Consider the following 16282-nt stretch of genomic DNA (forward strand, 5'->3'; position numbering starts at 1 on the left):
ATATAAGTGTATTGCTATCTTTTTTATTTTTTTGTATGACAAATTATTTATTTCTTTTCGTTCTATCTGTCAAATTTATTTCCTGTTCACGTTTACCATATAACTGATTAATTTCATTTGCTACTGCATCTAAATATGAATCGGAAAAAATAGGCTTCTTTTCTTTAGACATAGGGGTCTCCTTTGCGGATTTTTTAGTATTCATTATGTATATTTCTCAGTGGATTATGCACAATCATTTTAATTTTTTTCTTATTAAAAATTTTTGTTTACTTTTTGAAAATAAAGGAGTATTATAATCCACAGTTTCAATTTTCTAAATCGCTGAAACCGCATGGTACGGGGGACCCGTTTTTACGGATTAGTACATAATCCGATGGGGTGAATCCTTAAAAAAGGTAGGGCTACTCATAGGCCCGAATCCGACAGCTAACCTCGTAAGCGTTATATTGAGAAGGAAGGTGGAGCTTGTGCGACAAAAAAAATAATGTCTACAAGTCTATTTCGCTATGGCTTGTAGACATTTTTTGTTTTCTGAGTAAATAGTTTACTGGCTGCAACAAGCAGAAAAGTTCGTACAAAATTATTGGAGAGTGGACAGCATTGGTTTCATCTATTAAAAGATTTTTAATTGGAAGACCGTTAAAATCAACGGAGCTTGGAGAACAAAAGCTTAATAAAACGAAAGCTTTAGCTATTTTATCTTCTGACGCATTGTCATCAGTTGCTTACGGTCCAGAGCAAATTTTAATTGCTTTAGCAGGTGTTGGAGCGATCGCTTATTGGTATTCCATTCCGATCGCTGTTGGGGTATTAGTATTATTGACAGCCCTTATTTTATCTTATCGTCAAATTATTTTTGCTTATCCGCATGGCGGGGGAGCGTATGTTGTATCAAAAGAAAATTTAGGGATGAATCCAGGCTTAATTGCTGGAGGATCTTTATTAGTTGACTATATTTTAACTGTTGCGGTAAGTGTGTCCGCTGGTACAGATGCAATTACGTCTGCGTTTCCTAGCTTACATGCACACAACGTAATTATTGCGGTTATATTTGTTATATTAATTACGATATTAAATTTAAGGGGAGTAACGGAATCAGCTTCCGTTTTAGCATATCCTGTTTATTTATTCGTTTTAGCACTATTTATATTAATTGGTGTGGGTATATATAATATTTTAACTGGTCATGTTTCACCCACTTTACATGCGCCAATTGGTACACCAGTTGCAGGGATTAGTTTATTTTTATTACTAAGAGCATTTGCATCAGGTAGTTCTGCTTTAACAGGTGTTGAAGCAATTTCAAATGCAATTCCGAACTTTAAAGATCCTGCGCCAAACAATGCTGCAAAAACATTGCTTGCAATGGGTGCATTACTTGCTGTGTTATTTTCAGGAATTGTATTTTTAGCTTATTATTACGGAGTGACTCCGAGTAAAGAAGTAACAGTTGTTTCTCAAATTGCTGAACAAACATTTGGACGTAATTTCATGTACTATTTCATACAAGGTACAACAGCTTTAATATTAATTCTTGCTGCTAATACAGGTTATTCTGCATTTCCTTTATTAGCGGTTAACCTTGCAAAAGATAAATTCATACCGAGAATGTTTACGATTAGAGGAGACCGCCTAGGTTACTCAAACGGTATTATTATACTTGGAGTTGCTTCGATTATTTTAATTGTAGCTTTCCAAGGACAAACAGAACATTTAATTCCACTATATGCAGTAGGTGTATTTATTCCATTTACACTTTCTCAAACAGGGATGGTATTAAAATGGCTTCGCGAAAAGCCTGAAGGATGGGCTTTAAGATTAACGGTTAATTTAATTGGTGCAGTTATTAGTTTTATCGTAATGAGCATGTTCTTTTTAACTAAATTTGCACAAGTTTGGTCGATTCTTATTTTCTTACCAGTTATTATCTTCTTATTCCATCGAATTAAGAAGCATTATGATGCAGTGGGTGATCAATTAAGTTTAAAAACTTGCGAGCCTCTTATTCCAATTGAGGGGAATGTAATTGTCGTTCCTGTAGCAGGTATGACGCATGTAGTAGAAAATTCATTGAACTATGCGAAATCGCTTTCGGCAGATCAAGTTATCGCAGTATATGTTGCTTTTGACAGAGAAGAGGAAAAGAAATTTGAGGAGAAATGGAAGAAGTGGCAACCTGAAGTAAGGCTTGTTACATTACATTCTCATTATAGAAGTATTATTCAGCCGCTAACGAAGTTTATCGATACAGTGCAATATAAGGCAAGTGAATCGAATTACCGTGTTACGGTCGTTATACCACAGTTCATTCCGAAAAAAGGTTGGCATAACATTCTTCATAATCAATCCAGTTTACTTATACGTGCGTATTTACTTTATAAAAGAAATGTTGTTATTACGACAGTTCCATATCATTTGAAAAAATAAGAAAATTTTTTAAGGATAGCTTCGCGAAAATGAAGCTATCCTTTTGTGTATATGCTATGCATAATTGCATATGGGGTTAAAAACTATATTAATATAACTTCATTAGTTATTTGAAAGTAGTGTTTTCTGTTGTGATATATAGATATTTCAATCGATAAAGTGAATCGGATTATATTTTGAAATAAGGACATGAAAGCTTGAAAATAAAGGGAATGAAAATACTTCTTTACGATATATAAACAGCTGTGTTTAAATGACCTTACAGTACAAAACTTATATGAAAACAAAATGAAATTTCATATTTACGTATGTTGTTTAGTTTAAAATGAATAATATTTTTATGTAATATATTCACTGTGTGAATGTGGGAATTTCGATGAAATAGAAAATTTATACAATATTATTCATACTAAACACATATGAAAAATAATAAAATGTTTTGTGACGATAAGTAAGTACTGTAGCAATACGAGAGAGGTGGTTCATACATAGATCACGTTGAGAACGTTCTCTATTTTAACCATCTCAAATTATGGGCAAGAAAATAGAATAATAAAATGCGATAGTAATAGTTGCTAATACATAGGAGGAGTTAAAGTGAAAAAGACTTTAATTACAGGGTTATTGGTTACAGCGGTATCTACGAGTTGCTTCATTCCTGTAAGCGCTTACGCTAAGGAGGGGCAAACGGAAGTGAAAACAGTATATGCGCAAAATGTAATTGCTCCAAATACATTATCCAATTCAATTAGAATGTTAGGATCACAATCACCGCTTATTCAAGCATACGGATTAATTATTTTGCAACAGCCAGACATTAAGGTAAATGCGATGAGTAGCTTAACGAATCATCAAAAGTTTGCAAAGGCGAATGTACGAGAGTGGATTGATGAATATAATCCGAAGCTAATTGACTTAAATCAAGAGATGATGAGATACAGCACTAGATTCAATAGTTATTATAGTAAGCTCTATGAACTAGCAGGAAATGTAAATGAAGATCAGCAAGCAAAAACAGATTTTATGAGTGCATATGGAAAATTACAATTGCAAGTACAGAGCATCCAAGAGAGTATGGAGCAAGATTTATTAGAGTTAAATCGATTTAAAACAGTATTAGACAAAGATAGTAACAACTTATCAATTAAAGCCGATGAAGCAATAAAAACACTGCAAGGATCAAGTGGAGATATTGTGAAATTAAGAGAAGATATTAAAAGAATTCAAGGGGAAATTCAAGCTGAACTAACTACTATTTTGAATAGACCTCAAGAAATCATTAAAGGTTCTATTAATATCGGTAAACAAGTATTTACAATCACAAATCAAACTGCACAAACGAAAACAATCGATTTTGTTTCTATCGGTACTTTAAGTAATGAAATTGTAAATGCTGCAGATAGTCAAACGAGGGAAGCAGCTCTTCGCATTCAACAAAAGCAAAAAGAGTTATTGCCACTTATTCAAAAGTTATCACAAACTGAAGCAGAAGCGACTCAAATTACATTCGTTGAAGATCAAGTAAATAGCTTTACAGAATTAATTGATCGTCAAATTACAACTTTAGAAACGTTATTAACGGATTGGAAAGTTTTAAATAATAATATGATCCAAATTCAAACAAATGTTGAAGAAGGCACGTATACAGACAGTAGTTTACTTCAAAAACATTTTAATCAAATTAAAAAAGTAAGTGATGAAATGAATAAGCAAACAAATCAATTTGAAGATTACGTTACAAACGTTGAAGTACATTAAATAGAAAAATAATTAGCGATATAGGGAGAGAAGAAAAAATGACAAAAAAACCATATAAAGTAATGGCTCTATCAGCACTGATGGCAGTATTTGCAGCAGGAAATATTATGCCGGCTCATACGTATGCAGCTGAAAGTACAGTGAAACAAGCTCCAGTTCATGCGGTAGCAAAAGCTTATAATGACTATGAAGAATATTCATTAGGACCAGAAGGCTTGAAAGATGCAATGGAAAGAACAGGTTCAAATGCTTTAGTAATGGATCTGTATGCTTTAACAATTATTAAACAAGGTAATGTTAACTTTGGAAATGTATCGACTGTTGATGCAGCTTTAAAAGGAAAAGTGATTCAGCACCAAGATACAGCTAGAGGAAATGCGAAGCAATGGTTAGATGTATTAAAGCCACAGCTTATTTCAACGAATCAAAACATCATTAACTACAATACTAAATTCCAAAACTATTATGATACTTTAGTTACTGCGGTAGATGCAAAAGATAAAACGACTCTTACGAAAGGCCTAACTAGATTATCAAGTAGTATTAATGAAAATAAAGCGCAAGTGGATCAGTTAGTAGAAGACTTGAAAAAATTCCGAAATAAAATGACGTCGGATACGCAAAACTTCAAGGGTGATGCAAATCAAATTACATCTATATTAGCTAGTCAAGATGCAGGAATTCCGCTTCTGCAAAATCAAATTACAACGTACAATGAGGCAATTAGTAAATATAATGCAATTATTATCGGTTCATCTGTTGCGACAGCTCTAGGACCAATTGCAATTATTGGTGGTGCAGTAGTTATTGCTACGGGCGCAGGAACACCGCTAGGAGTCGCATTAATTGCAGGTGGTGCAGCAGCTGTAGGCGGTGGTACAGCTGGTATCGTATTAGCGAAGAAAGAACTTGACAATGCACAAGCTGAAATTCAAAAAATAACTGGACAAATTACAACTGCTCAATTAGAAGTAGCTGGGTTAACGAACATTAAAACACAAACTGAGTATTTAACAAATACGATTGATACTGCAATTACAGCGTTGCAAAACATTTCAAACCAATGGTATACAATGGGATCAAAATACAATTCTTTACTTCAAAATGTGGATTCAATTAGTCCAAACGATCTTGTTTTCATTAAAGAAGATTTAAACATTGCGAAAGATAGCTGGAAAAACATTAAAGACTATGCAGAAAAGATTTATGCTGAAGATATTAAAGTAGTAGACACGAAAAAAGCATAATTGAATACGAATCGTTAGAGCGTTAAGTGTTGATGAATGATTTGAAGCTCCTGTTCAGTTGTGAGCAGGAGCTTTTGATATCCTTATAAAGAGAATAGGTGAAAAATATGCAGAAACGATTTTATAAAAAATGTCTTTTAGCGGTAATGATTGCTGGGGTGGCAACGAGTAACGCATTTCCTTTACATCCTTTTGCAGCAGAACAAAATGCAAAGGTGCTACAAGAAAATGTGAAAAACTATTCTCTTGGACCAGCAGGATTCCAAGATGTAATGGCACAAACGACATCAAGCATATTTGCAATGGATTCATATGCAAAATTAATTCAAAATCAACAAGAGACGGATTTAAGTAAAATAAGTTCGATTAATAGTGAATTTAAAGGGAATATGATTCAGCATCAAAGAGATGCAAAAATTAATGCAGCATATTGGTTAAATAATATGAAGCCTCAAATTATGAAAACGGATCAAAATATTATAAATTACAATAATACTTTTCAATCGTATTATAATGACATGTTAATAGCGATTGATCAAAAGGATAGCGGAAAATTAAAAGCGGATTTAGAAAAGTTGTATGCGGATATTGTAAAGAATCAAAATGAGGTAGATGGATTATTAGGAAATTTGAAAGCTTTTCGCGATAGAATGGCGAAAGATACAAATAGTTTCAAAGAGGATACAAATCAGTTAACAGCGATATTGGCAAGTACGAATGCTGGTATTCCAGCTCTAGAGCAACAAATAAATACATATAACGATTCGATTAAAAAGAGTAATGATATGGTCATTGCTGGTGGCGTACTTTGCGTAGCTCTAATAACATGTCTTGCTGGCGGGCCGATGATTGCGGTTGCGAAAAAAGATATCGCAAATGCAGAAAGAGAAATCGCCAATTTAAAAGATAGAATTTCAGGAGCACAAGCAGAAGTCGTAATTTTGACTGATGTAAAAAATAAAACAACAAACATGACAGAAACAATCGATGCAGCAATTACAGCACTACAAAACATATCAAATCAATGGTATACAGTAGGTGCAAAATATAATAATTTACTACAAAACGTAAAAGGGATTAGTCCGGAAGAGTTTACGTTTATAAAAGAAGATTTACATACAGCGAAAGATAGCTGGAAAGATGTAAAGGATTATACAGAAAAATTACATGAAGGTGTGGCAAAGTAAACAGTGGACTAGTTCTGCTGTTTATTTTTTTATCCTGTTTTTTTGTGAGAGTTGAACTTGTAATTATATATAAGTTTGTCATATGTTTTATCAATGTGGCTATTGGGTAATATTTAATCAAATTGATACGAATAACCTAAATAAATTTCTGATCAAGTCTTTTATATGTAATGTTTTAATGAAAAAAGCTATACTGTAAGCAAAATTAAAAATTGGAGAGGAAATACTACAACATGGAAAATTATCTATTATTTATCCTTACAGCAATGCTAATCATAATGATGCCTGGTCCTGGTTTTGCACTAGTTACAAAAAATACTATCTCGCATGGTAAAAATGGCGGGATAAAGACTGTTTTAGGAACGATATCTGGAATGATGATTCATACAATAATGGCTACGTTAGGACTTTCTGCTATCTTAATGAAATTTGCTATGTTATTTACATTTATAAAATATGCTGGGGCTGTTTATTTAATTTATTTAGCTGTAAAGTCAATTAAAAGTGCCTTACATAAAAAAGAAGATATGTCAGGTTCAGCAGAAATGGACTCTAAGGATATTGGGGCAATTAAAAGCTTTAGACAAGGATTTACTACGGCAATTTTAAATCCAAAAACCGCTGTATTTTTCCTTAGTTTTTTACCCCAATTTATTGTGAGTAATCAAAATCATTTCCTCCAATTTCTTTTATTAGGAGTCACATTTACGACTTTGACAGCAATATGGTATTTACTTTACATCTCACTCATACGTCAATTAAGAACTTTTTTAAGAAAAGAAAGAGTGAACCGTACAATGGAGGGTATTACGGGCATAGTATTGTTAGTATTTGGAGTTAGGTTATTTTTCCAAAAATAAATATGTAGATAAAACGAGAAATAAAAAAGTTGATTATTTCTCGTTTTATTCTTTAAAATCTGCAACAGAACCAGGATCTCCCATCAAAGTATAAATTCCAAGGGAGGAACCGTTTTTTATTTACTTATATACGCACAGCTGTACCACTGACAGCAACCATTAACATTCCATCACGAACAACTTCGTAATCTACGTCAATACCAACGATAGCGTTCGCACCTTTTTCTTTTGCAAGTTCTTTCATTTCGCCCATTGCAATATCACGAGCGTCTTTTAGTTTACTTTCATAAGCACCAACACGGCCACCGACAACATCACGAACGGAAGCGAATACATCGCGGACAATATTTGCACCCATAATAGCTTCACCATTTACAATATCAATATACTCAATAATCTCTTTACCTTGAATTCCAGAAGTTGTTGTTACAATCATGACTGACACTCTCCTAATATTTTATAATTTTTGATTAGCTTTCTTATGTCATAGAAAAAGTATTTTTGGCACCAGAAACAAGTCTAGTTTCTTACAGAATGAAACCAAGACAATTGTTTAACATATGTATCGCTATAACATATGCAATGGATCTTTTAGAAATAAGATAAGCCGCAGTAAGTATCAACGATCCAGGTAAATAAATAGCAATATCCGAAAGTTGGTTCGTATGAAGAAGTGTAAAAATCATAATCGAAATGATAGATGCAATAGCGGTACCAATATGGTAAGAAAAACGATTTATTAATATGTGGCGAAACACAATTTCTTCAAGTATTGGACCCAGAATACCAAATACAAGCAATGTAAATACAAGAGGTACCTCTGCACCCGTTTCAAGGAGCTGCTCTTGGTTCTCTGGTTGACCAGTTGCTAGAAAATACATAACACACTGTTCCACAATTAACGTAAATAAAACTACCATAGGAATACTTACTATTTTCAAAATTGTCTTCTCTTTAAAATAAGTAAAACTTTCAATAATTTCTTTCCTAAAGCAAATGATTCCTACAATAGCAGGTACAGTAAAACCGATGGCACTCAGAACAAATTCTGATTCAACTAAATTGACATTAGCTAAAAGTGATATGCCAAATAGTATGTACAAGCCAATTTGAAATGGTACAAACAGTGTAAAGATTATTAGCATAATGATTTCTTTTTTATTCATTTTTATAAAGTTCACTGTATTGCCCCCATAATTAAATTACCTATAATTTTTGATTTTTCTTTCTGCATAACGCTCTCCTTCTAAATATATTTATATAAGATTATAAACCGGACGGTTCGGTCCGAATCGAAATCTAATGATACTACAAGTTTCTAGTTTTTTAAACCCATTTTATAAAGTATTAACAAAATCAAAATGGAAAAAAGCAAATATATTTATATTTCAGTTGCTTTGTTACAATTTAATTCCAGTAATCATTAATGGTTAATCTTTTATAGAATGAAGTGAAAGTGGGAGTAGTTCAAACACTTTAGCTAAACATATTGATAAAAATTATATATAATAATCATATGTCTATACGTTAAAATTAACTATATATTTTTACACCTCTACGATTTTAGATGAAATTAGTTGTATAATATGACTGAATTAAACAATTGGTCATGTTGTTTTGACAGAAAATTCACTTAAGTTATGTAGGTAATACAATTTGATTAACTTCTTTTCAAACTGTATTGTTTGAGGTTTCCATAAGATAGGGATTGATAAGATATTTCTGTTCCCAACTTATTTATACTTACAAAAAAATTAAGAAAATAGAGGGTAAACATTACCTAGAATATTAGGATCGTTTTCATTAGGAGGATTACAAAGCATGACTAAAGTTGATAAGGTTAAAGAAAAAATTATTGAAACATCTTTATATTTATTTAATACTAATGGGATAACTCGCACATCCATCCAGGATATAATGACAGCTACTGAACTACCTAAAGGATCTATTTATCGTAGATTCAAAAGTAAAGAAGAAATTGTCCTTGCTGCCTACGACAAAAGTGGTGAGATTATGTGGAGTCATTTTCATAAAGCAATGGAAAATAAAAAGACAGCAATTGATAAAATCCTTGCAATTTTCCTTGTATATCAAGATGCAGCTAATAATCCTCCTATTGCTGGAGGCTGTCCATTACTTAATAGTGCCATTGAAAGTACTGGAGTATTTCCAGAATTACAAAAAGCAGCAGCAAAAGGTTATGATGATACAGTAATGTTAATGGCTTCTCTCATAAAAGAAGGAATAGAGAAACAAGAATTTAAAGAAGATATAGAGGTTATATCACTCGCTTCCTTTCTTGCCTCTTCAATGGAGGGGGCTATTATGGCAAGTCGAGTATCTAACGATAATATACACCATCATTATTTTATTGAACAAATAAAACATCATCTTTTCACTTATTCTAAATAAGTGAGAACTTGCATTGTTTCCATCCAATTTTTATAAAATTAAATTGAATAAATACCCCTTATAAATAGTATCTTCTGTTTATAAGAGGTATTTGAATAGACTTTAGCAAAGGGAGCTTTTTACACGTTGTTTGGATTATTTCACTAATACGAACTTTAGTTGAAGAGCAAGCCATAATGAAAAAGCTGTTTTAATATACTAATTATGTATCATATGTTAAAAAACTTATGTTATTTTGTTTTTCTAAGTTTATAGCTAAGAAGAATATAAGAATTAGAGGAGGGGGAAAATTGAAATTTTTTACGATATTTGCATCAAGGAATGATACAAGTGATATAGAAGGTTTCATTACTCAAGTTTTTCAAAATGGGTTTAAGGTTGAACGCAATAAAAATGAATATACGATTCAATCGAAAAGACTATTTGGCAAAAATAAAATTATTATTCGGGTGGATTCTGAAGAATCATCTCCTGATTATTTTTTCAATAATATTCCTGGAATGATGCACATGTACGATCAAATCGAATTTCAAGAAGAACATCTTAAGAAGATGGTTTTGGCACAGATTTCTGTAATTAATACCATAATCGCTATAGAGACGAAGAAGGATTATAGTGATGAATACGTGGAGCTGTTTCTTAAATTACTTAATGAGGTGAACGGTATTGGTTTTATTCCTGATCGAACTCTCATCGGGAAGGATGGAAAAGTAATTGTATTTCCGGATGGATCCTCTGGTCCTTCAGAATTTACTCCTCAAGCATGTACGAACAAAATAAGGGGACAGAATAGTACTTCTACCGATGGGGAGAAAAGAAAACAGAAATCGATAAGCTATCTGCAAGATAAAGGGATTCCATATATAGAAGGATTGCCTCCTTTGACAAGTATTCAGTTAAGAAGCCGAGAAGAGATTACGAAGAGAGCAGTAGCTTTGTTGATTGTCATACAATATGCTTGTGATGTTGTCCAAGAAGGAGATTTGAAAACTTCCAAAGAGTTCGTCATGGAGCTGCTGAATCAATTTGATGTGGTTGAATCATTAACGATGCAGGAAAGGAATTTTCTAAATTCAGAGGAACCTGATGAGAAAGAAGCGATACAGATTGCATGGCAGTATGAAGCCCAATGGGTTTTGCTTTGGTCAATAGGCCTCGTGAATACACTGAAATTCCCAAGAGAAATCTGTGACTGTCATTATGCAATTAAACTTGTTTCTGATTGTAGTTCTTTTAATGAATTTTATCAAAAAACAAAATTGCGAAATGCAGAAGAAATTTTGGACGAGGCCGACCTTATTTATCGGCTTCATTGGGCTTGTGTACATGATAGAATTAATGCGAGAGAAGCAACTGCAGGTATGCATGAAAGTATTGTTATTGAAAGACGAAGAGGCTTGTTTTGGCTAATCAATTATAAAAATGAAGATTGGGATTGTATCTCCATGGATACATAATCCATATTCTTTGTTCTGTAGAGCATTTGTATTCTAGATAATCGAATTATTGCTTCATCAGTTTAATCCCTTATAGAAAAACGGGCGAAAATGCCATAGATAGGAGAAAAAATAGTCTTTGATATCCTAAGCCTCATATACAACTTGAACGGCTTTGTTATCGTTACTACAGAAAAATGTGAATTAAATGTTAATCGATTTACATGTTTCAAGCGTATCTATATTGAGTTTGTAAATCTACACAATAAGTTTTCATTATATATTAAGTGTAGTAGAAGTTCAGATAGATAAAATTCGGTAGTCGAATTTTTTTGCATAAAGCTGTATAATGCTTGTAACGAAAGGGAAATACAGGAAGGGATTTGTAATGAGTTACTATGGAAAAAGATAAACAACAATTAAGCGTTGAAGTTGCAAGATTATATTATCAATCAGATTATAGTCAGCAAGAAATTGCTAACAAATTAAATATTTCAAGACCAACAATTTCTAGATTGTTAAAGTATGCGAAAGAAAAAGGGTTTGTTCAAATTAGCATCGCTGATCCATTTGCGGATTTAGATAACGTTGGGAATTTACTGAAAGAAAAATACAACTTGTTAGAGGCACATGTTGTATTTTCTCCAGTACCGGAATATGCAACGATTACAGAGTATATAAGTAAATATGCAGCTGAGTATATGGAAAAGACAGTTAAAAACGGTGATATTGTTGGTGTAAGCTGGGGAATGACGATGTATGAAATCGCTAGAAAAATCGTACCGCAACATGTAAAAGGGGTAGAGGTTGTCCAGCTAAAAGGTGGTATTAGTCATTCAAGTGTAAATACATATGCGAATGAAACGATAGCTTTATTTGCAGATGCTTTTCAAACGACGCCAAGAAATCTACCTCTTCCAGTTATATTTGATAATGCAGTGACAAAAGAATTAGTAGAGCAGGATCGACATATTCATCATATTATCGAAATGGGGAAGCAAGCGAATATTGCAATTTTCACTGTAGGAACAGTGCGAGACGAAGCGCTATTATTCCGATTAGGTTATTTCGATAAGGGTGAAACGAGTTTACTCAAAAAACAATCGGTCGGTGACATTTGTTCACGATTCTTTGATGGGGACGGAAATATTAGTAGTGAAGAAATTAATAAGCGGACCATTGGAATTGAGTTAGAAGAACTGAAATTAAAGAAACGTTCTATTTTAGTTGCAGGTGGTAATAGAAAAATCAAAGCAATTGATGGTGCGTTACGTGGCGGGTATGCAAATGTATTAATTATCGATCAGCATACAGCAAAAGAATTGTTACATTATCAAAAAGATTAGAAATAAAAGGCGTTCTCAAGATGTTAATTTTGAGAACGCCTTTTATTTTGTTATGTATGAATGATAGGAGTTTTTTGAACACAAGTTGCCTTTTTAAAAATAATTATGGATATGGAGATACATACTACCATTGTTAACATAAAAATTTTGATTATATATTTGAAATGTTCTTTGTTAGAATGCGCTTTATTTACTACAAGAAAATTCCTTTTAAAAAATAATGAACAAAATTTCAAAAGTGTATTTACATTTGTTCAACTAAGAGTTAGAATGAAGTTGTTAAAAGATATGAGGAGTGAAGATAATGAACATTGCAAAGTTAATTGACCATACAATTTTAAAAGCTAATACTACTAAAGAAGATGTTATGAAAGTAATTGAAGAAGCAAAGGAATATAAATTCGCTTCTGTTTGTATTAACCCAACATGGGTAAAATTAGCGGCTGATGAACTAGCTGGACATGATGTAGACGTTTGTACTGTAATCGGTTTCCCATTAGGAGCAAGCACTACTGAAACAAAAGCATTTGAAACAAAAGATGCTATCGCAAAAGGTGCAACTGAAGTTGATATGGTAATCAACGTAGGCGCTTTAAAAGATGGCGACAACGAACTTGTTGAAAAAGATATTTATGAAGTAGTACAAGCAGCAAAAGGAAAAGCTCTTGTAAAAGTAATCATTGAAACTTGCCTATTAACAGATGAAGAAAAAGTACGCGCTTGTGAATTATCAGTAAAAGCTGGTGCTGACTTCGTAAAAACTTCAACTGGATTCTCAACTGGCGGAGCAACTGCTGAAGATATCGCATTAATGCGTAAAACAGTAGGACCAAACGTTGGTGTAAAAGCATCTGGTGGTGTTCGTACACGTGAAGATGCAGAAAAAATGGTAGCTGCTGGAGCTTCTCGCGTTGGAGCAAGTGCTAGTGTTGCAATCGTATTAAATGATGCAAAAGGTGCTACAGATAACTACTAATCATTAATGAAGTCAAAAGCGATAGATACACAAAGTAAAGTGTATCTATTGCTTTAATAATTGAAAAAAATGTAAGCGGATACGAATGGGAGGAGACGGCTTATGAAATACTTAATCGGTGTTTTAGGCCTCGTATTGATTTTAGGTATCGCTTGGCTTGCTAGTAATGATAGAAAAAAAGTCAAATATCGCCCAATCATAACGATGGTTATATTACAATTCATTTTGGGATTTTTATTATTAAATACAAGTGTAGGGAATATATTAATTAGCGGAATAGCAGATGGTTTTGGAGAGTTATTAAAATATGCTGCTGACGGTGTGAATTTTGTATTTGGTGGACTAGTAAATCAAAAAGAGTTTTCGTTCTTTTTAAGTGTATTAATGCCAATCGTATTTATCTCGGCACTAATAGGTATATTACAACACATTAAAGTATTACCTATTATTGTGAAATCTATCGGTTTAGCATTAAGTAAAGTAAATGGAATGGGGAAACTAGAATCATATAATGCTGTTGCTTCTGCGATTTTAGGACAATCTGAAGTGTTTATTTCAGTTAAGAAACAACTAGGGTTATTGCCAGAGAAAAGAATGTATACATTATGTGCATCTGCAATGTCTACAGTTTCTATGTCTATCGTTGGATCATATATGGTGTTATTAAAACCACAATATGTTGTAACCGCTTTAGTGCTTAACCTATTCGGTGGCTTCATCATTGCTTCTATTATTAACCCGTATGAAGTTACTGAGGAAGAAGATATGTTAGAAGTGCAAGAAGAAGAGAAAAAGACTTTCTTTGAAGTATTAGGTGAATACATTATAGACGGATTTAAAGTTGCCATTACAGTAGCAGCTATGCTAGTCGGTTTCGTTGCTCTTATCGCATTCATCAATGCAGTATTTAAAGGTGTAATTGGTATCTCATTCCAAGAAATCCTTGGTTATGTATTTGCACCATTTGCATTTATTATGGGTGTGCCTTGGCATGAAGCAGTTAATGCAGGAAATATTATGGCAACAAAATTAGTATCAAATGAATTTGTCGCTATGACAGATTTAGCACAAGGAAACTTTAATTTCTCAGATAGAACGACAGCGATTATATCTGTATTCTTAGTTTCATTTGCAAACTTCTCTTCAATTGGAATTATTGCAGGGGCAGTTAAAAGCTTAAATGAAAAGCAGGGGAATGTAGTGGCAAGATTTGGTTTGAAATTACTATTCGGTGCAACGTTAGTAAGTTTCTTATCAGCAACAATCGTTGGCTTATTATTTTAATAGATTCGTATAATATAAAAAGGAATGGTGATTGTAATGAGAATGGTAGATATTATTGCAAAAAAACGTGACGGCAAAGAATTAACGACTGAAGAAATCAAATTCTTTATTAATGGATATACAGACGGAAGTATTCCTGATTATCAAGTGAGTGCGCTTGCAATGGCAATCTTCTTTAAAGATATGACAGATCGCGAACGTGCAGATTTAACGATGGCGATGGTTGAGTCTGGTGAAACGATCGACTTATCAGCAATTGAAGGAATTAAAGTAGACAAACATTCAACTGGCGGTGTTGGTGATACCACAACTTTAGTATTAGGACCATTAGTTGCTGCTTTAGATGTACCAGTAGCAAAAATGTCTGGTCGTGGTTTAGGACATACAGGCGGAACAATTGATAAATTAGAAGCGGTAGAAGGATTCCACGTTGAAATTACAAAAGAACAATTTATTGATATTGTAAACCGTGACAAAGTAGCTGTTATTGGACAAACAGGAAACTTAACACCTGCAGATAAAAAGATTTATGCATTGCGCGACGTAACAGGAACTGTTAACTCAATTCCTTTAATCGCAAGTTCAATTATGAGTAAAAAAATTGCAGCTGGTGCTGACGCAATCGTACTTGATGTAAAAACAGGTGCTGGTGCATTTATGAAAACAGAAGAAGATGCAAAAGAATTAGCACATGCAATGGTACGTATCGGAAATAATGTAGGACGTCAAACTATGGCTGTTATTTCAGACATGTCACAACCGCTTGGTTTTGCGATTGGTAACGCTCTAGAAGTAAAAGAAGCGATTGATACGTTAAAAGGTGAAGGTCCAGAAGATTTAACAGAATTAGTACTTGTATTAGGTAGCCAAATGGTCGTACTTGCGAAAAAAGCAAATACGTTAGAAGAAGCTCGTGAAATGCTAATTGAAGTGATGAAAAACGGAAAAGCAACTGAGAAGTTTAAAGAGTTCTTAAGCAATCAAGGCGGAGATAGCTCAATTGTAGACAATCCAGAAAAAATGCCACAGGCGAAGTATGTAATTGATGTACCTGCAAAAACTTCAGGTGTTATTTCTAACATTGTTGCAGATGAGATTGGTATTGCAGCTATGTTACTTGGTGCAGGTCGTGCAACGAAGGAAGATGAAATCGATTTAGCAGTAGGATTAATGTTACGTAAAAAAGTTGGCGATGCAGTAAAAGAAGGCGAGCCATTCGTAACAATCTACGCAAATCGTGAAAATGTAGAAGATGTAAAAGCAAAAATTTATGAGAACATCTCTATCGCTGAAACAGCAGTGGCTCCTAAATTAGTTCATACAGTTATTACTGACTAATCATCATT

14 protein-coding genes and 1 riboswitch are annotated in these 16282 nt (G+C 33.2%); of the genes, 11 read left to right on the top strand and 3 right to left on the bottom strand.

The window, feature by feature from the left end; all coding sequences use genetic code 11:
* Nucleotides 1-43: 43 nt before the first annotated feature.
* Nucleotides 44-172 (bottom strand): hypothetical protein, encoded by a 129-nt coding sequence (locus NST27_RS09070; RefSeq protein WP_000031873.1) that lies wholly within the window; start codon nt 170-172, stop codon nt 44-46.
* A gap of 140 nt (nt 173-312) precedes the next feature.
* Nucleotides 313-459: riboswitch (cyclic di-AMP (ydaO/yuaA leader) on the top strand.
* Nucleotides 460-603: 144 nt separating this feature from the next.
* Here NST27_RS09070 and NST27_RS09075 point away from each other — a divergent pair.
* From NST27_RS09075 to NST27_RS09095, 5 genes are all read left to right on the top strand, one after another.
* Complete coding sequence (locus NST27_RS09075; protein WP_000254887.1) at nt 604-2430, top strand: APC family permease; 1827 nt, start codon at nt 604-606, stop codon at nt 2428-2430.
* Between the two features lie 597 nt (nt 2431-3027).
* Nucleotides 3028-4188 carry a non-hemolytic enterotoxin NHE subunit A gene (nheA, locus tag NST27_RS09080; RefSeq protein WP_000751833.1) on the top strand — a complete coding sequence of 387 codons (1161 nt, stop codon included), beginning with the start codon at nt 3028-3030 and terminating at the stop codon, nt 4186-4188.
* A 38-nt stretch (nt 4189-4226) separates the two neighbouring features.
* Complete coding sequence (gene nheB / locus NST27_RS09085) at nt 4227-5435, top strand: non-hemolytic enterotoxin NHE subunit B (RefSeq protein WP_047385921.1); 1209 nt, start codon at nt 4227-4229, stop codon at nt 5433-5435.
* Between the two features lie 107 nt (nt 5436-5542).
* A complete protein-coding gene (gene nheC, locus NST27_RS09090; protein ID WP_001171981.1) occupies nt 5543-6622 on the top strand; it encodes a non-hemolytic enterotoxin NHE subunit C in 1080 nt (359 codons plus the stop codon).
* A gap of 233 nt (nt 6623-6855) precedes the next feature.
* Nucleotides 6856-7482, top strand: coding sequence for a LysE family translocator (locus NST27_RS09095; protein ID WP_000433001.1), 627 nt, complete (start codon nt 6856-6858; stop codon nt 7480-7482).
* A gap of 124 nt (nt 7483-7606) precedes the next feature.
* On the opposite strand, the gene NST27_RS09100 is transcribed toward NST27_RS09095, so the two are convergent.
* Both NST27_RS09100 and NST27_RS09105 read right to left on the bottom strand, forming a co-directional pair.
* Nucleotides 7607-7918, bottom strand: a complete 312-nt coding sequence (locus tag NST27_RS09100; RefSeq protein WP_000637518.1) for a heavy metal-binding domain-containing protein — start codon at nt 7916-7918, stop codon at nt 7607-7609.
* A gap of 91 nt (nt 7919-8009) precedes the next feature.
* On the bottom strand, nt 8010-8663 hold the full coding sequence (locus NST27_RS09105) for a CPBP family intramembrane glutamic endopeptidase (protein WP_001009301.1): 654 nt from the start codon (nt 8661-8663) through the stop codon (nt 8010-8012).
* 640 nt (nt 8664-9303) lie between these two features.
* Here NST27_RS09105 and NST27_RS09110 point away from each other — a divergent pair.
* The 6 genes from NST27_RS09110 (at nt 9304) to NST27_RS09135 (ending at nt 16274) form a co-directional block, all read left to right on the top strand.
* Nucleotides 9304-9894, top strand: coding sequence for a TetR/AcrR family transcriptional regulator (locus NST27_RS09110; RefSeq protein ID WP_000169648.1), 591 nt, complete (start codon nt 9304-9306; stop codon nt 9892-9894).
* A 290-nt stretch (nt 9895-10184) separates the two neighbouring features.
* The gene (locus NST27_RS09115) at nt 10185-11351 is read left to right on the top strand and encodes a DUF4272 domain-containing protein (RefSeq protein WP_047385925.1); all 1167 of its coding nucleotides are present in this window, start codon (nt 10185-10187) and stop codon (nt 11349-11351) included.
* Between the two features lie 377 nt (nt 11352-11728).
* A complete protein-coding gene (locus NST27_RS09120; RefSeq protein ID WP_000409785.1) occupies nt 11729-12676 on the top strand; it encodes a sugar-binding transcriptional regulator in 948 nt (315 codons plus the stop codon).
* Nucleotides 12677-12980: 304 nt separating this feature from the next.
* Nucleotides 12981-13652: a deoxyribose-phosphate aldolase gene (deoC, locus tag NST27_RS09125; protein WP_001017442.1), complete on the top strand. Its 672-nt coding sequence runs from the start codon at nt 12981-12983 to the stop codon at nt 13650-13652.
* Nucleotides 13653-13754: 102 nt separating this feature from the next.
* Nucleotides 13755-14936: a NupC/NupG family nucleoside CNT transporter gene (locus NST27_RS09130; RefSeq protein ID WP_000876192.1), complete on the top strand. Its 1182-nt coding sequence runs from the start codon at nt 13755-13757 to the stop codon at nt 14934-14936.
* Between the two features lie 36 nt (nt 14937-14972).
* Nucleotides 14973-16274: a pyrimidine-nucleoside phosphorylase gene (locus NST27_RS09135; protein ID WP_001983022.1), complete on the top strand. Its 1302-nt coding sequence runs from the start codon at nt 14973-14975 to the stop codon at nt 16272-16274.
* Nucleotides 16275-16282 lie beyond the last annotated feature (8 nt).

The sequence above is a fragment of the Bacillus sp. FSL W8-0770 genome (assembly GCF_038008705.1).
Classification (GTDB): domain Bacteria; phylum Bacillota; class Bacilli; order Bacillales; family Bacillaceae_G; genus Bacillus_A; species Bacillus_A cereus.

Bases quoted from the DNA above. Each gene is read 5' to 3' on its own strand.
- nheC (WP_001171981.1), top strand. From the start codon at position 5,543: ATGCAGAAACGATTTTATAAAAAATGTCTTTTAGCGGTAATGATTGCT.
- NST27_RS09095 (WP_000433001.1), top strand. From the start codon at position 6,856: ATGGAAAATTATCTATTATTTATCCTTACAGCAATGCTAATCATAATG.
- NST27_RS09130 (WP_000876192.1), top strand. From the start codon at position 13,755: ATGAAATACTTAATCGGTGTTTTAGGCCTCGTATTGATTTTAGGTATC.
- NST27_RS09070 (WP_000031873.1), bottom strand. From the start codon at position 172: ATGTCTAAAGAAAAGAAGCCTATTTTTTCCGATTCATATTTAGATGCA.
- NST27_RS09120 (WP_000409785.1), top strand. From the start codon at position 11,729: ATGGAAAAAGATAAACAACAATTAAGCGTTGAAGTTGCAAGATTATAT.
- NST27_RS09100 (WP_000637518.1), bottom strand. From the start codon at position 7,918: ATGATTGTAACAACAACTTCTGGAATTCAAGGTAAAGAGATTATTGAG.
- deoC (WP_001017442.1), top strand. From the start codon at position 12,981: ATGAACATTGCAAAGTTAATTGACCATACAATTTTAAAAGCTAATACT.
- NST27_RS09135 (WP_001983022.1), top strand. From the start codon at position 14,973: ATGAGAATGGTAGATATTATTGCAAAAAAACGTGACGGCAAAGAATTA.
- NST27_RS09110 (WP_000169648.1), top strand. From the start codon at position 9,304: ATGACTAAAGTTGATAAGGTTAAAGAAAAAATTATTGAAACATCTTTA.
- nheB (WP_047385921.1), top strand. From the start codon at position 4,227: ATGACAAAAAAACCATATAAAGTAATGGCTCTATCAGCACTGATGGCA.